10 protein-coding genes are annotated in these 25,490 nt (G+C 36.0%); all 10 read right to left on the bottom strand.

Features of this window, described 5'->3' with window-relative positions:
• Positions 1 to 16: 16 nt before the first annotated feature.
• The 10 genes from IPI99_05355 to IPI99_05310 all read right to left on the bottom strand — a co-directional run bounded on the left by IPI99_05355 (position 17) and on the right by IPI99_05310 (position 25,427).
• A complete protein-coding gene (locus IPI99_05355) occupies positions 17 to 2,461 on the bottom strand; it encodes a hypothetical protein (protein MBK7339936.1) in 2,445 nt (814 codons plus the stop codon).
• A gap of 43 nt (positions 2,462 to 2,504) precedes the next feature.
• Positions 2,505 to 3,701, bottom strand: a complete 1,197-nt coding sequence (locus tag IPI99_05350; GenBank protein MBK7339935.1) for a hypothetical protein — start codon at positions 3,699 to 3,701, stop codon at positions 2,505 to 2,507.
• Positions 3,702 to 3,731: 30 nt separating this feature from the next.
• Positions 3,732 to 4,274: a hypothetical protein gene (locus tag IPI99_05345; GenBank protein ID MBK7339934.1), complete on the bottom strand. Its 543-nt coding sequence runs from the start codon at positions 4,272 to 4,274 to the stop codon at positions 3,732 to 3,734.
• A gap of 20 nt (positions 4,275 to 4,294) precedes the next feature.
• On the bottom strand, positions 4,295 to 4,738 hold the full coding sequence (locus IPI99_05340) for a hypothetical protein (protein MBK7339933.1): 444 nt from the start codon (positions 4,736 to 4,738) through the stop codon (positions 4,295 to 4,297).
• Positions 4,739 to 5,153: 415 nt separating this feature from the next.
• Positions 5,154 to 12,269: an RHS repeat protein gene (locus IPI99_05335; GenBank protein ID MBK7339932.1), complete on the bottom strand. Its 7,116-nt coding sequence runs from the start codon at positions 12,267 to 12,269 to the stop codon at positions 5,154 to 5,156.
• A 16-nt stretch (positions 12,270 to 12,285) separates the two neighbouring features.
• Positions 12,286 to 18,720, bottom strand: a complete 6,435-nt coding sequence (locus IPI99_05330; protein ID MBK7339931.1) for a hypothetical protein — start codon at positions 18,718 to 18,720, stop codon at positions 12,286 to 12,288.
• Between the two features lie 23 nt (positions 18,721 to 18,743).
• Complete coding sequence (locus IPI99_05325) at positions 18,744 to 19,889, bottom strand: hypothetical protein (protein ID MBK7339930.1); 1,146 nt, start codon at positions 19,887 to 19,889, stop codon at positions 18,744 to 18,746.
• Between the two features lie 462 nt (positions 19,890 to 20,351).
• Complete coding sequence (locus tag IPI99_05320; GenBank protein MBK7339929.1) at positions 20,352 to 22,184, bottom strand: hypothetical protein; 1,833 nt, start codon at positions 22,182 to 22,184, stop codon at positions 20,352 to 20,354.
• A 428-nt stretch (positions 22,185 to 22,612) separates the two neighbouring features.
• A complete protein-coding gene (locus IPI99_05315; protein ID MBK7339928.1) occupies positions 22,613 to 23,686 on the bottom strand; it encodes a hypothetical protein in 1,074 nt (357 codons plus the stop codon).
• Between the two features lie 25 nt (positions 23,687 to 23,711).
• On the bottom strand, positions 23,712 to 25,427 hold the full coding sequence (locus tag IPI99_05310) for a collagen-like protein (GenBank protein MBK7339927.1): 1,716 nt from the start codon (positions 25,425 to 25,427) through the stop codon (positions 23,712 to 23,714).
• Positions 25,428 to 25,490 lie beyond the last annotated feature (63 nt).

The following is a 25,490-nucleotide window of genomic DNA, read 5'->3' as shown; positions in this document are numbered from 1 at the left end:
AGTAAATTGATATCAATTACCAGGAATATCGGATACCAGCCTGGGCGTAGGTCTCATTATACTTTCCATTTACGCCAGGGTACTCGGAGTATTTATTTTTAAATGCTCTTACATTCAGTTGAAAATTTTTAAAAACAACTCCATCCAATGAAATAGTGTACGCCAATTTATGATTCGTATTCTGTGTATTAAATCCGGAACCCACAAGGAGTCTAATTTTCTTTGCGAGAGTTTTTCCCAATAGCAGTTGATAACCTGTATTTCGACTCGTGAGGTTTGCCACTGCATTGTTAGAAAGTTGTGCAGTCAAGTGGATGGATATACCATATTTAAAACTTACATTTTGTTGAATGAAAGCATAAATTGTATTAATATTGTGGGCAACACTATCTGTGGTAGTATGCAGATACATGCATTGCAGTTGTGTGCTCGACATGCTATGTTTAGCTAATTTAAAACTTTTATTCAACCCCAAATTTATAATACCAGAGTTGAAATAATTGAAATTGCTTTTGAGACGGTCTAAACTCAAGCGTATTTGAATATTTGGAATAGATTTTGAATTGATCTGCGCTTCAACACCAAACTCATTTCTGTCAGTTTGATATGATTTCGAATCAGATATATTATCAAAATCTCGATTATAAAAAGCAGAGACTTTACTCTGAGTTTTACCCAACCGCTGGTCCCAACGAGTAGAATATCGAATCAAATCATTTGACAAGCCAAACACCCCCGGATGCTTATAACCAGGTCCGGTATATTGATTTTCTATAATAAACCGTGATCTGTTGTTAAACAAATTCAGTTTGACAAATCCCGTGTAGGCATAATCTGCACTTGATGACAAATTCGGTTCCAATTGATTCGTCAGCTTTGATTGGGTGTTGTTCAAATAATAAGCTTGTAACGTATCGTACGTATTATGATTTTGCATTAAGCCGGCCACTTCACCACCCACTTCAACGACTCTATTTTTAGAAAATCCAATATTAAAATCAATAGAGCCTACCCATGAATTTTGAGGGTAAAACTCTTGGAATTGTGAAGTAGTAATACTGCTATCCACATCAAAAAATCTCAAGGCATTGAAGGAAACATGAGTACCGTCTATTTTCCCAAATCCCAATCTCATACCAATCATTTTTTGAGTGAACTGGGCAGCCAATGAATCTGTGGCAAAAGTTATAGGAGAGTGAATTTTACCAGCTGAAGCCGCAATGTAAAAAAGTCCTGGATTCCACTCAAAATTGGCGCCAAATATCTGTGTTCCATTGAGGGTCAATGGAGAGTAGGAAGGAAAAGCTGTACCAATGCTTAACTCTTTTATATTGAACAAAAATTTATTCATTCCTGTATAGGCTCCATATTGTTTTAATAAGGATAACATTTGCTTTGGATCATCAAATTGTGGTGGCTCATAGGCCATTTTCTTTAATTCTTCCAGACGTCCTGATGTAATCCATTTATCATAGGTTGCTTTTAATTGCATATATCGATTTTTCAATTTATCGGTTTTTCGTTTTTGCTCGAGCAATTGATTATATTTTTTTTGCAAAGCGGCTTTTTGTTTGGATGTAGCATCCGTTACTTTTTCCTGTGCTAGTGATTTCAGTTCACTTGATATCTTTTGTAATTCCTGATCTACTTTTTGAAGTGCAACGGATTTTATTTTCGATTCCAAATCTTCATATTCTGTCAAAGTGCGCAAATCATCTTCATTGAGTTTCACTTTTTTTAGTTGTGCTTCTATAACTTTCCTTAAAATCAATTCTTTCACATTTCGCTCAAATCTTGATCGATCAAACGCCAACGTGAACATATCAACATCTTTCTTATAATTTGTTTTTTCAGTCGTATATCGGAATTGTCCGGCTATAGGAAATGAGTATACACTTAAGCCTTGTTCTGCCTCAATGCGAAGATAAGAATTGGGCAATTCAGTAAACACTGGTTTAGGGTTATTGTACATAAAATCTACAGATGCGGATCCATATGCAGAGATATTTTTGTATTTTGACTTATCTCCTTGACTCTTTATCAAATCCCCAACTGTAGCATTGCGACATGGATTAGCTAGTTCGCGATCATTGGCATGTTCGATCAATCGGGTGCAAAGTGTATAATTCCCCTTAGGAAAATTACCAGTAGCGACGACAGCTTGTTTAGCATCCTGATCTTGCCAATCCGTCTTAGATGTTTTGATAAACGTATTTGACAGTTGAATAATCCCTTGCTTCAAATAAAATGATTCTGATTTTAATTCCACCAAAACTTTACCTCCATCATTTTTAATGGTTCCGATCATATAAACTTTCACTGCTTTTGCATTATTAATTGTTTGATTCCAGACATCAGTGGGCGCCAATGTTTCAGGTGCAATAATTTGTGTAAACCCTTTACTACAAATGCTGAACAGAAATATGTTGATGAAAACTATAAGCAGAAAATAATTTTTCATTTTATCTATTATGGAGATTTAAAAATTCAAATTACGCATATCACTATCTTTTCCAAAAACACGATATCCCTGTATTTCCAGAACAACTATTACTTGTCTCTATATCTGCATTATGCGGCTTTGAAGCATAATATGCAATTCCATATTTTAAAAAATTACTCAATGTCGAATTTGTAATATACAATACTCCATCTGGGGACTGAGCTACCATGCCACCAAAATTCGTACTCGCTTCTCCACCATCAGAAATTACTGCATGATCAATGTTGAGTCTACCTCCATTATCAGCATAAATTCCACGCCAATAATTTACATTGTTGAACTCTCCAGAGAGTTTTACTTTTTGTGCACTAGTTCCTTTAATATCAATTATTCCTCCCTTGGTAGCATATATTACAGAAGAAGGGGACATAATCAAATTTACACCTGCTTCAATAGTCAGTTTTCCTCCTGCATCCATCTTATAAAAGTTACTGATCAATTGGTAACTTAGTGGTATTGCTTTTACTGAAAATACAGAATTTACTACTGAACTTGAGGTGTTAAAAATCCATTGCACATTATTTATCTGATTGTCTTTTGCTATGATAAATGGATCCATATATTGGATCGATTGATCGTACACAACAACTGAATTTTGATTATCTAGCAATTGACAATATTCAAATTTATTCAATATTGCATTATTATAAATTGAAAGACCGGTATTTAAATTATGACGAATCGTAACATGATCAATGCTTATACGCACCGGTTCTTTGAATTCCTTGCCAAGGATAAGCGCAGCTTTTCTTGCATTACTTGCTGTACTTATTTTTGCATTTCCTGCATATTCAATAATGCAATGTGATAGTACATTTTCTAGATTATTGCTATTGTAAAAACTAATGCCATCCCAAAAACCTTTGGTTTGTTGCTCGCCAGTAAAAGTAATTGGATTGGCTCCTGTTCCAATAGCTTTTATAGCAGCAAATTCATTTACATCCAAACAACTATTCTGAGAAAATGCTATAGTTGTCCCTGCTTCTATAGTTAGAATTGCTGAAGCTCTTAATTCAATACAGCCTTGAATAATATAATCCACACCATTTACATTGTTTTTTAATGTAAGATTGGAAGTTATATCTTTAGAGATCACTTCGGTATTTAGAATTTTTGTGTCTTCACTTTTCTCGCATGAAGTAAAAATCACATAACTTAATACCAAACATGTAATTGCAATTTTATTTAAATTTATCATGATGATAATTTTTATTTATTTAGAAATTTTTTATTCTGATCTTGAATCATAAATGATGCCGTCGGTAATCTGATGGGTATTATTATTTTGATCAAGTCCAACACCGGAAAATGTAGCAGATATTGCATAATATCCTTTGATTGGAACTATTTTTCTTTTTGTCACTTTCATTGAGCTTGTGCTTAACTTATCAGGTCTAAATACTATGATATTTGTAAACGGCATACTCTTATCTGGTAAATAATACGCTATTTTTACAGTCTTCTCGTCACCTAAATTATAACTTTGTCCAACATTACATTCAACGCCTTCAATTACTATTTGAAATAATTCAGGTCCATTTATTTGGGTTCCTGCGATGGATGCTGTTCCATAAGTAGAGTCCGACCAAGCTGTTGCTGCCAGATCAAGTTTGACTTCTCGCCCATCCAACTTAAATGTAATGTAACCGGTATCTTTCTTGGTATTGCCATTATTATTGTTATTATTATTATTGATATTATTATCATCTTTTGAGCAAGCAGATGACAAAATGATAACTATTCCGAGAATAAAAAAGAATATATTTTTCATATTGATATGGTATTAAAAAATTAAAAAGTTCCCTCTGTTATTTGCATTTCTCCACCTACAATTGGATCTATAAATTTCCCCTTAAAAGATCCATGCGCAATAGGTTTGCCACCTACTGTTGTGGTACTTGAAATTGTAATTTCACCCTCTTCTATTACAAAATTTTTGTTAGCAATACTACATGTTGCGAAAAACCCATCTGCGAAATTATATGTTTTATTGGATGTAAATCCATCTAAAGCAATATTGACGCTGCTATTATCAGAACTCCTAGTAGCACTGAGTCCAAGTAAACCATCTTGAATAAAAGACTTATTAGTTGGGCTAGACCAAGTTTGTCCATTATACTTAAAAGTGATGGTACCAAAACCTGATTCATTTGGTGAATTGTCTGAAGATGATTTCTCACAGGAGATAACACTCCAAAGTAGGAGTGAGCTAAAAAGAATGAATATTTTTTTCATATAGATTACTTTTTTTTCAATTTAATTATAATGCCGTAAATCTATTGCCAAATTGCTTCCAGTTTAAGCTGGATTTGTTGACGGGGATTTTGGGTTTACTGATGGATACAATAAGACCAAAAGAAAATAAAACATCGATCTACTTATTCTATGTCAATTTACAACCGGTTAGATTTTTTGTGTATGAAAGAATATCAAAAAGCTCAATAAAAATTGATCTTTTTTAAAAAATCGTGACATTAGACCATCATTAAATTCCATATTATCAATTTGTCAAAGTATGGTTTTTGTTTTTCGAAAAGTATCGTTGCATTTGGTTCAGATTTAGAAAAGGCTGTTAAAGAATGATCAATGACAGAATGGAAAGGAATTTTGGTTTTTTCATTTTAATTCTAAGTAATATTTTATAAATAATTTACTGTCTTGTAACAGAACCATCACTATTAAAAAAAGTCGCACCACCACCTGAGCTACCATGTCTTGCGCTTTGATATGCTCGATATTGCTCTCTGGACAAAATTCTACCACCTGAGCCCTCAAGTCCCAGAAATATATAAGAGTCTTCTCTAGGTGCTGAAGGTGCAGTACTTCTTGCCGGAGGGCTTTCTGGAGCTGTACTTGAGGATCGAGGGTCCGCTGTCATTGCAGCTTGAGCAGCATTTGCTGCTATGTCGTAAACCGCCCCAGCTGTCTCATCCCAAGAAGATTCCATTGGTTGATACACCAAACGAGAAACGTCATCTGCAAATCTTTGAGCATCACGAGCTTGAATACGGAGACCTGTATTCCTAATATGGCCAGATGGTCTAATAAATCTACTAGGAGGTTGGACTACTGTTGATGCATATTCTGCGGCTCTAGCTTCTGCTCTAGCTAGTGATCTTGTTGCTAATCTTGATTCAATTGCACTTCCCGCTCCACTAAATGCCGCAGAAAGAACTAATTGGGTGCCAGAATATTCATCTTGTTCACCAGTATTTACTGAAACTTCTTGTTGTAAGGCATTAGATCCTACTTCTATTGCAATACCAAGTGCAACTCTTTGCCCTACAGTCACTGTAACACTTCCACTGAATGTTTCTATTGTGGATAAACCTCCAGTTAAAGCTCCAGCACCTGTTGAAATAGCAACTCGCAAAAATGCTCCAGCTGGATCGGGTGCATTCCCTGTTATAGCCCAACTTACACCTTCTGCAGCCAATCCTCCTGCCAATCCAATAGCAGCACCCCAACATGGAGGGCAATCACCTTTGGGATCTGTTCCTACAATTGGGTTATTAAATACAAAATTGTAAGGAGTTATATTCTCAAATAAAAATTCTTTTGGATCAGCTGTATTCCAGTTTCCTAGCCGAGGATCATATTGCCTGTATTCTGTAGAATACGCATTTCCTTTACCTTTAATTTCATTATCCTTTGCCATTCCTTGATATCCGTAATCTAAAGTCAATCCTGATGAATCCCTACCTGGCATTGTCATTCCAAAAGGGTAATATTCTGTAGCAGATCTTATGTCATTATTATAATTAATTCCGTCTATACATTTTCTATCTGAAACTTGAATATTGGCATCACTAATTTGATTTTTTAATTCATACACTTTAGAACCTCTTAATTGTTCCCATTTATTGAGTTTAGAATTATTAAGTAATTTTTTATTACTCTGCATTAATCCAATTCTACTTCCGGAGTAAATAGGAAATGAGTTTAACACAACACTATCAATTAACAAAGTGTATGTTGCTGCATTATTTCCATTGATATCATTGACTAATAATTTGTATTTATGTTCTGAGTCATTAGAATTTATCTTAATCACTCTGCTCCCCAAAGCATCGTATTTGAAATGCAAATTTTCTAAATTTGATTCTACTTGTTCTAATCTATCTTTATTGTTCCAATGATATATTATATTCCCTTCACTCACATCAGAAGTCAATCTTCCCTTTGCATCGTATTGATAGTTATTTTCAGATTGTGTTGCAAGATCTGTAATATTTCCTGAAAGCCTTGTTCTGCTATTATCTAAGATGTGATTCAATCTATTTTTGCGTGAAGGATCATATTGGTACCGCAACTGATCAAATCTATTTCCTCTGCCATCGTATCGATCCAATGTTTGGATGTTTCCATTTTTATCATAGCTGAGATCCATTCTGTATTCATTTCTTCCATTGGGCATGGATTGAACAAGTCTATTCATTTGATCGTATTTATACTGATGTGTTCTTTCTGCATTATCCAGGCCTTTATTCCAAATATTGATCTGAGAAATATTGCCACTATAAAGAGACGGTCCGGACAATGAAGAAGCTATCGGATGACCGATTCCCCTATAATCTTGATTAAAATAATTTAATGAATAAGATAATTGATCCGGAAGAGATGAACCATTATCCATCGAACTACTGTTCAAACTTTTAAACCATCCATTGATTGTATAATTGAGATCCAGCGACTGAATATTTTCTGATCCTAAAACAGCTCTTGCTACAGGTCCATGCATATAATATTCATATCGAGCATCTATATCTTTATAGATCTCCGGTTCCCATCTACTAAATCCTGTTTTGACAGAAGTAATTCGCAGATCTGCATCATAGCTGTACCACCTGTAAAATTGATCTGAGTAGCCTTCTTGATAGGCTACCTCATTCATTTTTCCTGAAAGCACATCATACTTGTATCGGATACTTTTGATTCGGTGATTATTGACAATGTCTGCTGATATTCCAGGAATGCTTTGCAAATTGGCAAAATCTTGGATAATCTCTCTAGCATTTCCGGCAATATCATAATCAAAATAAAAAGCATGTTGTAGATTAGTTCCGGTACTAAAACTTTTAACCGCTGCCACTCGATTGCGCAAATTACTTTGAGATTTCATTTTAAATTTATCCAAAACATTTCTATCTGATGTACTAACATCATAGATAGTTACAGTATAATCCTTTTTAAATGTTGTGACAGCATCCAATTCTCGTCTATAACTAGAGTAAGTTGTACGACCTGCATCCATAATCGTATTGATATTATTAAACGCCTGAACAGTTCCTCCTTCAACTGTCCTTCCTCGAGAATCATATTTTATATAATTCGCTTCTGCACTGGCTCTAAGAACCGGATCTTGACTAAGAATAATTCTACCTACTTCATCATAAACAAATTTTGTAGTACCGCCGTCGGGAGTAGTTTTTGACGTTTTTGCGTTTTGCGAATTGTAAGTAAATCTGGTAACAAGATTTTCATCATGATTTGGAGTTCCTGCTCCCGTAGCGACCCTTACTGCCAATGGAGGAATGGTTTTTGTAAGATTCCCAGCAAGATCATAATAAAACAAAGTAAAATAATATGACTTTTGTTTTGTGCTTAGACTGCATGATTCTTCTCCTCCATTGAGACATCGAGAAGTATAAATAACTTTTAGGCTATCCTTTAACATAAGTGCCCTAGCTTGTTTTGCTGCGATAAGATTATCTTGCCTGTTTTCTTGTTGTGATTGCTCGCATTTATTTTTAATTTCTACTTCAGGAAATAAATGATCAAGACAGCACAATGCATTTTTTTCATTAAGATTTTTATCCAAATTGCTTTTCTTTAATATTCCTATTAAAGTAGATAGATAGCTTGGATTGTAACTTATTTTTAATGCTAATACATCATTAAGTTTGAGCTCAATTGTATAAACTTTATTAGAATAATCAAAAACCTTTAAATGAAAAATATTTTTATTTTTCTTGTGCTCATCTATACATCCAAAGTACTTGATTTTATTCCATTTAAATTTAGAGTCAGCTTTAAATTCCATTTCTGTCTGTATCACTCCTCTATCATCTCTAATAGTTGCTTTAAGTTTATTTTCAGCACTTGTTCCAAAAGTTTCATTTCCTGATATTGTGGCTGACCATCTGTAATTTCTTGCACTAGGATTGGGAAATGTGGAGTACATCATTTCTGGTATCACAACAGGTGGTATATCATTAAGACTTATATCTGTTCCTGTAAATTTGTTGGATGAACTCCATTTGTCCATTACCAATGAATTAAGAAAAGCAAGAAATACAACTGATTGCGGAGATTTTCCACATGAGCTCATGAGCTTGGCATCAGCGTAGGCTTTTGCCGTATTAAGATCTACTGTCCTACCCTCTAATGGTATATTATCTAATCTTATGCAACGCGAATGCGAAAAACAAGACTGCATTTTGCGATATCTATATCTTAAGGAAGGATTGGCTGTTGCGATTGAACAATTATGACAATCTCCTTGAACATTAATACCGGTGCAAATAGCTAGTCTTAAATGATTCTTTCTTGGTCCTTCCGGAACCGTTCCAAATTCAGTGTTAATTGCATAATTTCTTAGACTATCTACAATTCTTTGTTTAGCATCTTGATATATTGCCCTAAAGGTAGTCCATGCAAAATTTTTTGCCTCCTCGCTGAGGGAATTTAAACGTCCAAGATTCTCTCCGACACAAGATCTCATTGTACTTGCATTTGCATAAGCAGGGGCATTACAAAACATCTGTGCGACCACTGATTCATAAATAGTGAGATAGGACCCATCTCTCATTGGAGATGACTGCCGCAATCGATTTATCATATCTTCTTTGACAGGATTTGATGCTGTTTCAAAAAATGGATCACTATTGATCCAATCAACACTGATTCCGGCATCTACTCTCAAGTAGTTTTTTTCGACAGCTGCATCAAATTTACTGGTTTTTGACATAGATTCATCATGATGCAAACTGCTTACAATTTTATTATTCCACTGTAATAAAGGAAACTCAGGATGAAATTGAACTAATAGTTCAGACCATGTTTCCTTCCATACATTTTTTAATAATTCAAACGATTGTATATTCTGAGGGATAGTATATTTTCTGCCGTTCTCTATCTTGTATTGTTCCGGCGGAGAGCTAAGAATATAATCCGTTTCTGCAGCATCCGTGATGTCTATCCATGAAGTAGCTCCATCCAAATCTTTGTAGCCGAATGCAGGTATCTTTCTGTAAACAAACCCATCAAATACTAGTAAATAATTGAACATTGAAACCCCAAAAGAATCCACGCTGCTTAGATCCATACTACCATATTTTCCTCCGGGCCTCATATCCCCAGCCAACATTGAAAAATGCAACATGTCAAAATTATAATTTGCCTCCAGACAATTTTTAGAACAGAGGGGATTAGAGCTAGGCAACCTTATCGGCAAACCATCAACAACCTCAAAGTTACATGGAATACAAGCGGTCGGATTGACACAAGGAAGTGCTGGGGTAAATGGCGGATTATAACATGCAGTATCTCTTTGAATAAAGTCCTCAATGTATTTTTTTCTTGCCTCTTCATCAATTTCTACATGTTTGGAAAAATGATATTCACCAACAGCCAAACTTGTCAATGTCGTATCAAATGGAATGTTTCTTGAAGATTCACAATTGCTTATATTACCATCATTAAAAGGACCAATCCTTATTCTTTTTGTCATCAAACTTTGCCCACAAGAATTTTTTATTCTAAGCACAATTGTCTTAGGACAGTCGTAACAAACATTTTGAGCACATACAGCCAGGTTCACATCAGCTGGATTGATCTGATATCTCAATTTCAAGTCGGATCCTTCAGTTTCAATAAACAAAATTTTTGTGGCATGACTGGTTCCCTGTCGATAATTGAAAGAATGATCTTCTGAAGTTATGCTATACGACACATCGATTGGAATTTCCTGATCAGGTAATGCCTCAAGATTCTCAGGTTTGTTACCGGCTAAAGCAGAGGCAATGGTTTGACCTTTTGAATTTAGATATGAAATATAAATCTGGCCATCAGGATTTTTTACTATTTGCTTAGTGTAATGTGAAGCATCTCCTACCTCTCTACCAAATAGACGTGTCAACTCCGTTTGCGAGGGAATTGCGTAATAATACTTCGTATCCTTTCCTGACCCTATTTGAAATGCTTCTCCGGCAAGTCCACTGCGTTTGATCCTTCCAGTATTATCGGGAGTATATTCTACCTGCATAAAAGGAAATCCATTGGCCTCAGGAATTTCATCTCGATGCAGGTCAGCAATATCATTATTCGAACTGTAATACTTTGCCGTTCCGGAATTGTTGCTCATTTTTCTAGCTAGAATTTCATCGGAACAATTTGGAATATCCCTGTCAAAATCTTTTGCAGAATATTGTTCACCGGATTCGTTTGTATTAAGTTTTGGGATAAATCGCAATGGTGGAACGTCTTCCAAATAAGTGTTTATTTCTGTAAACAATGAACCTGCAGAAGAACCGGATCTGCTTGAGCCCGTTGAAAGATCAACACCGGAAGGAATAAATCTACGATCAATCTGCCCTCCTGTTGGAATTCTGGTGCCCGTTCTTGGCAAACTTCTCCCTGTAGTTCCACCTACAACATTTAGTTTTTCGGTGGGCTTTACAGGTGTGGGCAATGCTTGAATCACAGGCCTTCCGTGATAGTCATAATAGGATTCAGAAGCAATGATATGTTGACCCTTGACATTGGATTTTGTTAAGGTCTGCCTCAGCTTCCCTGTTCCATCAAAAAAACTCACTTGATCTGCTCTGATTCCATTTTCCAAATAGCTCGTCTTATACTGCCATGGCTTTGAATCTTGTTCAAAAATATGTTCTGCTTCTATACTCATTGGGCTACTGATGTTTGACCATCTTCCAATGTAAGTTGTTTTGTCAGGTCTGATACTTCTTCCTCTTACTCTTGCCACAAATTTTGCTTTGGAAGAAATCATAGGGATTTGATACTCGTTTTTATTTATATTGATCCTGGTGGAATTCTTGTCCATTTGGATCGGCTCAGAAGAATAGCCATCAATAAATTTCCATTCCAAATCATAAGACGAAGCCCAAGCTTGTTCTTGAAATGAAATTTTAATATAACTAAATTCTTTTTTTACTTTCAAAGAAAATGAATCACTGATTGCAGTACCCGTTCTAGGAGTTCTGGACTCTGATCCCAAAATTTGAATTGATAACTTGATCTGTTCTGATCCGTCCATCCAACTTGCATTTGTTCTAAATGTATCGATTTTTACTTCTGCCCAAGCCACACTATCTATGGTATAAAAATCTTTCGCCTTGTAATTTTTACCTTGCTCCCTATTGTAATTTAAACTCAATTGAATACGCACACTGTCGACCGTCGTCAATCGGTTCCACTTCTTATACTTTATCAACATACTAACACTGCTTTCATGATCCAACTGAGCAAGAGGGTCTGCTAAAGATTGCTGTACAAAGCCAATAACTAAAGCTGATTCCAGAATTTTTACCTCTGATAATGAAGAACTTATACCCGATTTACTTACCACGTCGGAGTTATAAACAGTATCTTTGAAACGTTGAACGCCAAGTCCAATAGATTTCATTTCACTAATTTTCATTATATGTTCTCCATCACCAATTTGTTGCAAGGTTTGACCAAGCAAACAAGTCGAATAGGTTAACAATTCTCCAAATATTACGAATAAAATGAATACCTTTTTCATGTCAATGAATTCAAATTTATTTAGGAAGTTCTGTTCGTATTTCTTGTATAGTATAGACACCTTGTTCAGTTTCTTTTTTAGTTCTTTCCAGTTTCCCTTCCGCATCGTATTCATAAAATGATGCATAATTTTGTTCATCCAATTTTGCAACCAATCTATAGTAATCATTTGTATAAACAAATGCTTCCATATTGGAATTGAAAGGTTGAATTTTTATATCATCAAACCATATCGTTTGCGTAGAGCTATTATTAAGCTGCAATAAAAACAGGGAGCCCCTATGCCTAAATTTCCCTGAGACTTGTTGCCACCCATCAATGATGACCCCTGAACTATAAAATGTCTCTCCATTAATTTCCACCTCAGCTATGTCTGAGAATGAACTTAGATCATTATTTTTACAATGCAACCATACAGAGAAATAATACTCCTTATCCGCTTCCGGAGAAAAGCTCATATTCATATCACCGTTTTCAAGAGTAAAACTACCTGAAGCTAATCTTATAGTTCTTTCACTCCGTATTCTTTCTTGAAGAGAATTGTATCTATATTCCACTTTGCCGCCGGAAGAAAGTTTTATACTTTTATTTCCTGAATGACTGACTTCAGTATCAATACCTACAGGATCAATATCTGTAGCTCCATCAAGAATAAAATGCCTAGGAATGCGACACTCAGCAGTCCCAATCACAGAATACCTGCTTGTAAATGCAGTGGAGTAATCTTCAAATCCATCAAATGCAACATCTGTCATTCTCGCATTGATAGCGTTGGCTGCCAGTATATTATTTCCAAACTGATAGATCGACGCAGATGGAATATTCAAGGCATTGAAAATTTCTACAGGATCACCTTTAGAGTTTACCTTCACGACCTGATCTCCGCGTTGCCAAATGGTTTTCGAAGGATTCTCGATCAATTTTCCATCTCCGGAAAGGATCCAAAAAGGTTCAAAGCGATCCAATAATCCAGCATCATAAATAGGCCCTTCAGTTCTTCTCGTATTGACAAAGTGAGATGCATTAGATCTGTAATTTCCAAGAATTCCATTTATAAATGGATTCACCTCTATACCACCTGAATTACAATCCATTGATACCGTAGTACTCCTTGATTCACAAATTACTAAATCCATGCAATCTGTTGTAAGGATATACTCCTGCCTGCAATTTGCATTAATTGAATTCCCTCTTCCTCTCAAAGTTCTCCCGTTCATACAATTGTTTATATTTTCCACCGGAATTTCAAAATCAATTACCATTGAACTATCACAGAATGGCGACCCATCTGCTGTAGAAATTGTAATACTACAGGATTGACCAAGAATTGGAATAATTGCATAATTCGGATAGCTTATAACATTAGCTTTTTTTGATTTTAAATCAAGTGGAAATCTTAAACTAGAATTTCTCTTATTGTTAAGACCCCCAATAAAACAGTCACAAGTTCCCGCTGTTTCCGTACGAATTGCTGCCACATCGGTATGCCAATAATCAGAATACGTAACAGCACTTGCTTGAATCACGGAATCAGAATTTAAATTCAAATGCGTAGAGCTCATTGGATTTTCTACTGTGACAATATTTCCTATTGATGCTGAAAGGAGATTTTTCCTACCGGATCTTTTGGTAAAAACAGTAAAGCTTCCTCGGTCATCAAATCTGCGGCCATTGGCTTGAATCAATTGTACTCTTCTTGCCTCCACTTTGCTGACCCATACTGTTCTTGCTGTACCCCTGGAGTCATTTCTATATAATAATAATTCATCTCCTTCTTCGTAAAAACTCTGAGCATTGGGCAAGCTAAAACTGGACTCTGATATCAAGACGTTTTTTAGCTTTAAACCCTGATTCTTTGATGCATGAGACATTCCATTGTAGGCCCAATAAGCCGGAATGTCTAAATTATAATATTTTTTATCAAATTCATTATCCAATTCAGTAAGGATAATCCGACCACTTTCTCCATCATAAGCAAGATTCTTCATTGCCTGGAAAGCTCCATATTTTCTGGATATCACATGATCCAACAATCCAACTCTAGTAATGAATTTAGTAATCGCATGAGACCTAAATTCTGTATAAAATTGATTGATTACAGGCACGGGAATAAATAATGGAAATGGAATAAATGAGGCGGAAAAGATTTCCAAATTCAATTGTGCTCCGCCCCCTTCTTGAGCACTGATCTGTTGATTGGCATCCACATAATAATCACAATCCACTCCGATGGTCTTCTGATCTACAGCCAATGTCCTTGGATTGATTACCGTCGACACATTGTCTAAACTTCCATCAGGATTGGTTTTATAAATATGTTCTGTGCTGGAAATTAAATTGTCATATTGATCGTACTCTGATTGTTTTTTTAGCTTTCCATGCATATCATTAATTTCTACAACAAATCCCTGAGTTACCACTTCAGCTATTTCCGAACGATTATAGACCTGAGTTGGGATAATCATTTCTTTTCCTACAAAAAACTTATCTGTCTTTTTGTAACGGTAAGGAAAATCTTTTGCAGTATAATTTTCTTGAATAGAATATCCTGTACCATGTTGAGTAATAGGCACTGCTGTTAATGACTTTTGAGTAACCTTGGAATAAACAACTGTTGGAAATTGGTAAAAGATATCTCCTAATGGTTCCAATTGATAATTATTCACATTAATTGAACTTACTCGTCTCCTTGAATAATGGATTGGCAGAACAAGCGGATTTTCATCCTTACCAATAATGGGTTCATAAGATGCTACGCCAGAAGATAAATCTCCATCATTATAAGAATATTCTGTACCGTAAACTCCATTGATTTGACCGGAATAGTTTCCTACCTGCATCTTAGCCCAATTGTCATTGACAATAATACTTTTTACTCTTGCCCCTCCTCCTTTTTTAGCTTGAGCAAAGTGGTTGAGTCTTAGCATTGAGCCTTCATAGTCCATATGCAATCCTCTGTTATTTCGTTCTAAAAAAGCAACTAAGCCTCCACCACCAAAAACTTCATCAAATGTTGTCCCTAGATCATCAAATGCCTGCTCCATATCCCTTGGAACCTCAGGATGATCTGGTTTAATCAATAAAGGTTTTTCAATCATGATATACTCTCTGGCTGCAAGAGTAAACGGGTGCATATTAATTCCATATGACTGTGGAGTCTCTGAATAGGTAACTACCGAGTGCTGGTTTGCTAAAGGAAGTTTTATCCATATATCTGTCTGCTCCGGTGTAGATCCTCCTTCTCTTAATCCATAAGATCTTCCTGCATCGGCTTCATTAAAAGAAATAGGAATAAATCCTGTTATACGCTCAAATTTGGAGGGCAATCCAGATGATGCTTCTACCACACGAACCAAACAACTAAAGTATAACTCATGTATATGTTCAAATAATGGAAATAATTGGGCTGGTCTTGATATCACTGGATCACCAAATGTTCTCGGAATAGATAATACTAAGTACCTATTAATAGTGCCATTGTATTTTAAGGCACCGACAGGATCAATCTCACCATTGGCTTCTCTGCATACTCCTTTGATTTTGTACATGGTAGTTGCTTTTTTATCCTGAACAAAAGCGTAGTCATCGGATTCATATGTAATTTGCAATGTCGCTTTTTGAGGAGTTTTAATAGAATCAAGCAACCAGGCAGCAGCATCAATATTTTGCTCTATTTTATTCTGGTTGGTATATGGAAAATCTTCCTGAATTCCTCTTTTATAATTTCCCCAACGATCTACTTTTTTTGCATGATAATCAGGGTTTATACCATATGAAAATTCATAAGGGCTTTGCATAGCTTTTTTTGATTTGCCATAAGAAAATGAAATTTTCTTTAAAGTCAACTTTCCATTTTGGCTTGGATTTGTTCCATGTCTTACTGTACTCGGATTATTATTGCAAAGAGAATAGTCATATTCAAAAAATACTGTCTTGATTGGAATCAAGCCGGAGGTATTATTAGTGTAGGCAGCAAACAGCTTAATACTGTCCAGTTTATAGAGTTCTGCATTTGGATTTGTCCCGCCATGTAACCCTTTGACCCCAAGTCCATCTCTACGAGGACTTGAATAGAATTCCGCTGTATAATTGCGAGTTTGGATTTTATCGACATAATAAATTTCTTTACCTCCAAACAATATGGAACCACTATTATCATGCTCTGTGTGTTTTTCCCCATCTTGAAAATTTGCTTTCGCTGTATCTTGCGGGTTTCTCCACAAATAATTGCTGTGTACTCTTTTATACATAAAAGAAGTATAAGTTCCCAAATCATCCGGAGTTGGCCCGTTCAATGTAAGATCAGAATAATCTGATGACAATATCTCTGTGACATACCAGGCATAGGCATGTGCAGGAGTAGAGGTTTTCAAATAATAATTATTCTCGCCTTTTGTATTCCGAATACTGGCATCAGAATCTTGATAAGTAACACTTCCTTGCTCATCTTCATGAGCTTCATGTCCCACATTAAAACTAAGTTCTTCTATAAAATTATTATATGCTGGAAGTCCAAACTTATACCTTATTCCATCTTCATTAACTACTTCAACTTCTTGAATCAAATGATCTGATTTACTTCCATAACTAGGAATTGCAGGATCCTCAGCAAAATCTCTTCTTGGGAGATCAGAATAAAATCTTGTTGTCAATTCTCCGGCATGTCTCATGTCTCCTATTGTTCGATAATTCATCAATTTATTTCTCAATTTTCTATTTGGGTAAACCACCTCGGCGCTTGATGCAATCCTTTGTCCATTGGACAAATTTTGTGTGGTGACTGCTGTTCCTAGATCATCCCCTCTGTGCAGATTTGCTCTTACCGGCTCATAAGCGCCCAGTTTATCAAATATTTCTTCACCTTGCATTGGAATGAGTTCTCCTGTATTTTGAAAATATACAGGCTCAAAATCCGACGACGGCATTGTATCCTTGAATCCAAAGGCTTCGGTAAGTTGATTCCCATTAGACCATTTAGTGCTTACATCGGAACCTACTTGGACAATTACATTTGCTCCAATGTGAACTATATCTCCTACTCCAACTTCTAATCCTCCTTCTCCCATATCACTCGAATTGCGTTGAAAAGAAGTATGGACTGTTCCTATGTCATTTCTTTTTGGTCTAAATGAAGTTTGCAATCCATGCGCACTTACATTATATAAATCATAGGTATATGCTGTGATAGGCAATGTGGGAGTCTCTCTGTAATACACGCCTTCATTGGCTCTATTAAAATCATGTAATGCATCTTCAGCTCCATATTGGCTGTATAAATATCCAAATGATTTTTTTCTAAATTCTCTGGTGACAAATTGATTGTACGTATTGAACTCCAATTCACCATGAATATGTACAGGCTTAACTTCACCACCTAAAGTAGCTTTTACTCGCGATGTTATAGAATGTGTTGGGATTTCAAATGGTGGGGAAAATGAAGGAGAAGCAAATGAATGTGTAAAATTTGAGCTAAGCCCACCCATTTTATGTTCTAATTCTTCTCTATTCCTGCCCTCGCCCACTTCTCTTGATGTAGAAACACTGCTACTGATTCCATACTGAAGAGATTTAAATCCTTCTCTACTGTCTATGGTAGCTCCTAAATATCCTCCCAATGAAGTTGCTACATTAGATTTTGTAAAATTTCCTGACATACTTAGTGAAGGAGAAAAACTTGCTCCTTTGGTTGAACTTACACTAATATCCAGGCCAACTCCTCCACCAAAATTAGATCCACCAGCTCTTACATTTCCTCCCATACCCAGTGTGGTAGAAAAACCCTCATAATTATCATGTTCTATTTCCAGGCCAAGATTCAATCCAACACCTGCACTACTGCTACCGCCAAGTTGGATACCGGCTATTTGTACACCAATACCTACCGCAGCCCCAACAGTTACTTTTTCTTTGATATTGGCTTCTTTGAGAATATCAACTTCTCTAAAATCATCAGGAAGCCCTCTTACTGAACGATTTACAGAACCTGCATTGAGAGACCAACCAAGACCTACCCAGGAAGATTCATCATTGACTCCAACTTGCGAATTGTAATTGATATTCACAGGATATCCTCCAACTTCCAACAATGGAATATTGTAACTAAAATCACCTGTAGCCAGATTAACCAGATTTGAAGAACCTACAGATGTAAATGATGATGCCTCCGGTGCACCTGGCCCTCCATGATCATAGTTTCGCCTCGCTGTTATTTTCCGCTTTTTAGATAGCTTGCCTACTCTGTTTACTTTTTTTTGAACCTGTACATTGTCTGATTTGCAGTCCTCTTCCGCAAAAATGTCAACACAATCCAACACATTTGATGTCGTCCGTTTTTGAAAAGAATAGGATTCGACATTCCATCCTCGCATTGCATAAATTATTGAATCAACAAATTGAAGATGTATAATCATCAAGAGCGAAAAAGCCCACATTTTCTTATATCGATTAATCATTATTATTTCCTTTTAAAATGATTTCATTTGTTTTTATTTATCGAAAATTTAAGAGTATATTGGTCTGCATTGTCACACAGTATCTTCAACATATATTTCTTGTTTGGCGATAATTTCAAAGTTTCAATAGTAGTTGTGAAATAATTGTAGGAGTCTGTAACATCCATCTCCTTTTGAAGTAATACTGAAACTCCATCTTGAATCGAATAGAGAACTTTTCTTATCCCGGAAATATTTTCAAAATAGAAATTGAGATCATTATTATTTAATGTAACTTCATCTTGAGATTGCCCAAAATTTGAAAGGAAGTAATAGTTTTTCCCTTGAATCTTTTTATTACTGACCAATTCTTCTTCTTCCTCCTCCTCCTCAGTTTGCTGATTGAGTGGCTCACTGATACAATCTTTCCAAGTAAATTCCCATACTGGAGAAATGCTGATTTCCTTTTTATTTTCTACTACTGAGATATACCATGCATAGCGCTGATTGTCCTGAAATGGCAAACCTGCAAACGGATATTGATATTGAGTTTCTTGAATTCCCCCTGTACAAAAATAACATGGGTTGGTCTTCACTGCAGAATTGGGTTTTTGAGATTTGAGTACTTCCACAATTTTTATTTGATATGAAAATCCGTAATTGTTCAAACTTCCCCTGTAAGGCGTCCAAATAAACAGAGGATTAGGTTCGCAGATTTCGGATCTATCCGCAGGAAAAACTAGATTCATAGGTGTGAGTTGGTTGATCGTAAAATTCATACAATTTTCAGCTAGTTTTGCCTTGGTCTGCGCATCAAATAGCGTTAGACAAACCGTATACATTCCATTTGGTAAAGTATTCGTCCGGACGATATGTTCTTCATATGTCTTGTCTTTGTAAATTACATTCTCTGGAATTAAAATGTTATAGTTTGTGTGATTGATTTGGAGAGATCCAATTGGAGAAGTAAAAACTGCTGAATTCGCCTCAGCAAGTCTCCCTTTTTTGCCCTCAGTCAGGATCGCATGTAGATATACCCTCCTAGTAGTATTTCCCGCATTGATAATGACGCAATTCCATATTTGAGCAGTGCGGGCACTAAATTCCTGAGGCCGCTGAACTTGCATCGAAATCTGAGCGTCAAGATTGAGTTTTAATGCACAAATGATTGCTAAAGTTAAAAATCTCATTCCACTATACATTAAAATATGAACCAGTAATGGTTTACTGATCTATTGAATAATTCAATATGAATACAAAATTATAAAGAGAGTTTGTGCTTTAAAAATTCGCAATGTCACATTATAATGTGAAATTATAGATTGATCGAAATGCTTTAATTTATATGTCTTATTTCTATTGATCTTCATGTATTATAGAGAGTTCTATAGTAGAGCTCTCATTCTCGTTGTACATGGAATCTCGTCGGTTTTCATTGTTTTTACCCCTGATATTGATTTACAATTTGTCAATGTCATCACATTTTCAGATACGAATAGTCCAAGAAAGAGGAAGAGCAGATTTTAGGTCAAGTGTAATTTACTCGTAGTGATACAAAGAGCTTATGAAATAAAACCTACTAATATATCGGTATCCATTAGATGGAGAAACAATTCAATAAAATCTCATAAGAAAACTTGTGAGAATAAATTTTAATCTAAGATAAATTTACACCGTTTTCCACTTGAATAACAATAGTAGATGGAAGGGGGCAATGAAGGTAAAGTAATTATATTCTTACCACTGGTGAGTTTGGATGATAAAATATTCCCACCAAATAGATTGATAATATACAAGGTGGATGCCTTTTCAGATTGAACAACTAATGTTTTTTCATTGGCAATATAATTACAATTCCATTCCACATTGGAACTATTTTTCGTAGAAGTAGAGATGCATGATTTTGATTGATGTCTTACCACTGCTTGATATTTATATGGTTTTATAGCAACTGTATCTTGATAGAGTGACTCAAACAAGCCCCAGCACCCATAGCGCGGACTCCTATCTGCGATAAAAGAGAAATTTTCACACAACAGAGGTTCATTTCCTTCTTGCAATGTTTTAATTCGAGAAAACCATTCATTGTAAAGATTGTATATAGCAGTATCACGGTGTAGATCTATTATAGCCTGACCGTATGATGGCTCTACACCAAATGGATGTGCAGTGATATGATTTCCTCCTTCATAAAACACGAGTTGTTTTCCAAGACGTTTGGCTAAATTTTTAATTTGGGTGATGGCATCAAATTCAAAATTCATATTCGATCTAACTTCTCTTGCTATGTCAAGTGTAGTAGCTCTGTCAGCAAGCGCGTCCAATCTCATATCTGATTCTTCAGATAAGCCAAAATAAAATGTAGGTGCGATTGCATCATATGAATTCTGTCTCATTGTGTTGGCAACCCGTTCACTTACATCATACCATCCAGTAAAAGCTCCAACTACACGAGTAATTTTTCTGAGTTCGCCATTATAAACCGAAGACCAAATGTCCAGAGCATTTTGAATGGCAGGAACATAGCACTCTGGCCAAGTACCAGATGGTTTACAAAGATTTTCATCCAGCCATACAGTCTGACCAAAAATCCAATTCCATATTTCATTACTATACTCAATATAGAGATGTCTTTCCGGCGAGACTTTAAACTTAAAAAATAATGCCATATTTCGGATATAATCATCACTTGCTGCATGTGGTATACATACCCAACCATCTACATGAAGTTCTTCCATAAGCATTATCATCATTTCATAAGGTATGCCTTTATAGCTAGTCCAAGTGTAATCTTCCAATTTAGCTCTACTTGACCAATCCACTTTATTTTGACTCCAAGTCCAATCATCCTTTTGTCCCCAATAATTAGTGTGTCCCCAATCCATAAAACGGATAGACTTAAATGGTTTCAGATAAGACAGCCATAAAGGATTGAATGGGTGAGTTTGATAAGTGGTCTCATATTCTGAATGAATAATACGAATATCTCTAATTGGATCATTGACGAGTGATTTTTTTATAATCAGCTGAATTTCGCGATCGACATTTGTAGGTAAAGTAAATGCATATGTATGAGCTTCCAATCTTCTAAAGTTCTCAACTCCTACATTGATATCCAGTTCGCCTTGTCCCTCAAAAAATACTTTGTATTCACCAATTTTCCATCCTTCAATTCTAGCCCAAATTGTGGCAACATATTGCGGTAGGCTATTGCCAGAAACAATTTGCGGGATATGAGTTGGATAGCCATCTAGCCTAAAACTCATTTGATGAATTTGTCCAGTCTCAAATTCACCATTATCATCCTTTGAATACCAGTTACGGCAAGATTTCATCATATTGACGAAGGGCTGTTCAGTGCCCCAATCAAAGAGTCCTGAAAGATTGGTTCCAAAAGCAATTTTACATGAATCCGGAAGTGAGCTCTGTGCCTCAACTATGTTACCTAAGAATATTAATATTATAAAAAAGGGAAATTTATACATCACATTTAATTTTGTAGTTCAAATATATACCAATAGATTTAAATACCCATATACCGATAGTGGATCAAACAAAATACCTCCTGTGAAATGCTGTGTCAAATTATTTCCATCTCTGGATACACCAGAAAATTAACTGAATTTGCATAAGATATAGTAGCAATTACCACCTCATTTGTGTGCGTCATATTCCTTAAACAAAATTGGTTTTTTTATAGAGACATCAAATACCAAGGATTTATTCGCTTAGCTCATAAATAATCTCAATAAATTTCTTTTTATTAAACAACATGTTTTTCCAAGATTTAAATCCATGTTTTCTAGAACAACATGGGAAATTCCCATGTCATTATTTTGTAATTCTAACGCAAAAACAAACTAACTGGATGAACCTGTACAGTGTTGCACCCACCTTATTATGAAAAAAACACCTAATTTGATTTTATTAATTTAATCAACCTATTGTCCACTTTGATATAATATATTGCCGGTAAAAGTCCACTTAAATCGAGCTTGTCCGAGTGATTTGCATGAATTAAAATACTTCCCATTTCATCAATCACTTGAATATTGATAGCTTTTGTTTCCAAATTGAGAGTAAAACCGTCCCATTTGTAGTTTGCTGGATTAAGGATAATATCTGTGTTTGTTGTATTGCACTTGACATTAGTCCTGTTATAATTACATACTGTTTCCCATGCTACTTTTTGCAACACAGCAGCTTGAGAATTCGTTGGAGCAGGAGAGTAATTTACATTATACATATCCTTAAGCTGCGCAGGAAGGCCAACTGGAGATTTTTTGAAGATTACTCCGTACATGACACAAGCAATAAAATAATTTCCTATATTGGTTAAATGTATATCATCCGAAAATAACTCTCGGTGTGATTTAATTCCAGGAAGTCTGCCAGCAGCTATTTCATCATGAAGTCTAGCTAGACCTTGACCCCCTGGCACCATGTATGCAAGATGATTTGGATATTTCCTATTATGCTGATCCAATATTCCTTCCCATAATACAAGATCACTATCAAGTCTGGTGCGCCAAGGGATATGACTGTCATTATCATACATACATCCTGTAGGTGTACCACTATTGATACAATGCCAAGTCTCGTAGAATAGCATTTGGATATTGGGATTGCGCTTTTTAGCAAGTAGATAAAAACTATCCAAAAATTCATAAGTCATACTCCATTGGAGATGTCCCTTAAGTGGTACAGCTTCGGTGATAATGAAATGGTCGAAAGTCTGTCGTCGCAATGTGGTATCCCAAACATCGCCTTGTCCCGTATATGGATTGGTCCAGTGCCAACCTAAGTTGGCACCAATGCCAATATTTCGCTGCATGTAAAATGGTATATTACTTTCCTTAGCCATCTCGCTTACCATCTGAGGAATATTCAAATTAATGAGACTATGACCCAAGAAAAAAGTTCGATTGGATTGTGCATTAATTTGAAATGAACAAATCAATGAAAATAGTAAAATATTTTTTTTCATATTTATATTCCAGCTGTAGAAATAGTTATTCTGTTTTAATCACAAAAACAAAAAATGTCACTCCAACTGGCATATTGACATTGTTAATTTCATTCGAAATTTTCCAAGACCCTGTCGCGAAATCGTACCAGGTGATTACTGAAGAACCAGTATATGGCAAACTTTTCTGGACAAATACTAGGTCTGTGGATTTCGCATTTGGATAATATAGAACAGTAGCATTTCCTGTAATATTATTAAAACTGCTTGTATGAATGAAAGCTGTCCTGAATTCATTATTTTGTGGCACTTTAATGTACCCATTTTTTAATTCAAGTAAGGCATTGTTTGGACTTTGATTACCATTTCTTGTGGATTCTAAACTCATGACGGCAGCTGTAGTAGCAGAACTGACAGTTACTGTATTTTGGTCAGAATTGGGATTTGCTTGATTCACTGTCATTGTCCTACCTGTTCCCAAGTTGAAAACATCAAGAACTTGATTTGTCTTGACAGTATTTCCATCTATTATTGTTGATGAACCTGAATGTGAATGGGCTATTAATGCCAATCCTGAGCCTTCATTTTCTAATTTTAATATTGATCCTGCATTATTAGAATTCTCATTATAAAATCTTGCTGTAGTATTTTTTGCATCGATTGAAAATGATTGCACCTCAATTCCTTTATCTCCTTGACTTGTGGCACGTAAAGCCGGAACAGTAGAAACCAATCCTCCCTGATGCACCTCTAATGGAGTCGTGTTATTGATACTATTGATAGAAAAAGCCACAGGGTTCGCAGCTCCGTAATTTACATTATACGGAAGAGTTAATCCTACATCTGCTCCTGGTTGCCATTTTGATCCATCAAATTTAAGTACTTGATTTATACTGGCACCCATGGAGTGTAAGTCGGAATTGTTAATGGAGAAATCTATGATTTCTGAACTTCCAATTGTTTCCGGTTTAAGCTTTAAATCATAAAATGTACCCGTGATTGCTCCACCTGCCACACTAGTATTGATGATATCATTACTAGCATCTGTATCACCTGTGTTCGTTATTATATTTGAAGCTATTGATATTCCAGGACCAGGACTGTAGCTACCAGCCGGTCCAGTATCCCCTTTATCTCCTTTATCTCCTTTTGGTCCTTGAATCCCTTGAATCCCTTGGTCACCTTTGTCGCCTTTCAAGCCTTGGAGCCCCTGTATTCCTTGGTCGCCTTTATCTCCCTTCAAGCCTATATCGCCTTTGTCACCCTTGTCACCACGGTCACCTTTGGCTCCTTGGCTTCCTATATCTCCCTTCGGACCTTTGATCTCACCTACATCTATCCACGCCATCCCATTCCAAAAATGTCCATGACCATTGTCTTGTGAAATGTACATATCCCCGATTTGTCCGTTATAAGGCAATGGCAGATTGGAAGAGCTTGGTACAGATCCAACGATTCGAACCCCTGTACCTGCGTCTCCCTTTTCACCCTGGTCGCCCTTGTCGCCCTGATCACCTTTGTCGCCACGATCGCCTTTCAATCCGGTGTCTCCACGGTCGCCTTTATCTCCCTTGTCTCCTTTGTCGCCCTGGTCACCTTTCGCCCCAACAAAAACACTATTATCCACTAAAACACTGCTAAACGTATTGAATGTAGCTCCGTTATCGTCTGAGCAACTGACCAACAATTTCTTTGCACTACCCCAGTTGACTGATGAAAAGCTGCCACTTAATGGTGTTCCTGTGCCGATCAATGTGCTCATCCATCCATACACGTCCGTCAGCGGACTTTGGGTTTCACTATACAATAAAGTTCCTGATCCGTA

Source organism: Saprospiraceae bacterium (assembly GCA_016710235.1).
Classification (GTDB): Bacteria; Bacteroidota; Bacteroidia; order Chitinophagales; family Saprospiraceae; genus Vicinibacter.
Note: the sequence above shows the minus strand (reverse complement) of the source record. Positions and strands in the feature narration are given on the sequence as shown.